Annotated in this window: 1 protein-coding gene; it reads right to left on the reverse strand. The window is 70.3% G+C overall.

Annotated elements, in window-relative coordinates:
* On the reverse strand, positions 1-686 hold a 686-nt coding region (locus ACY34J_RS29030), incomplete at its 3' end, for a serine hydrolase domain-containing protein (protein WP_462729604.1).
* Positions 687-710: the final 24 nt, after the last annotated feature.

Below are 710 nucleotides of genomic sequence, written 5' to 3' on the forward strand. Positions count from 1 at the left end.
CCGGGGTCGGCGCCGGCCATGAGGGCTTCGGCTTTGGATTCCATCATGGTGGCGAGGTGGGCGCTGGAGTCGGTCGGCAGCCCGATGTAGGCGTCGAGGCCGAGGGGACCCGCGAGGTGGCGGGCGAAGTAACGGCCCACTGTCAGGCCGGTGCGGCGTCGTATGAGTTCGCTCAGGAGGTGTCCGTAGGTGGTGGCGTGGTAGCCGTGCGCGGTGTCGGGCTCCCATTCCGGGCGGGCCGCGGCGAGTGCTTCGGCCACGGGGGTGTGGGCGCGCAGCGCGGTGAGCGTGAGCGGGGCGTGGTCGAGGCAGACGACCCCGGAGCGGTGGGAGAGGATCATGCGGGGGGTAATGGTGGCTTTGCCGTGGGCGGCGAACTCCGGCCAGTGAACGGCGACCGGCTCGTCCAGGTCGAGACCCTGCTTTTCCCATAGGTGCAGGAAGGCGGCGGTGACCAGTGCCTTCGTTGGGGAGGCGAGCACCGCGAGGGTGTCGGCCCGCCAGGGGTCGGTGTGGTCGGGGTCGGCCCAGCCGCCCCACAGGTCTACCACTGGACGACCCCGGTGGTAGACGCAGACGGCCGCGCCCATCTCTTCGCCCGATGCGAAGTTGTCCTCGAAGGCGCGCTTGACCTCCGCGAACGCGTCCTCGGTCAGCCCTGCCTGGGGGTATTGCTGCACAGTCATCCGTCCTTCACGCGGGGAGAGAGG

Source organism: Streptomyces sp. HSS9-12 (assembly GCF_054963655.1).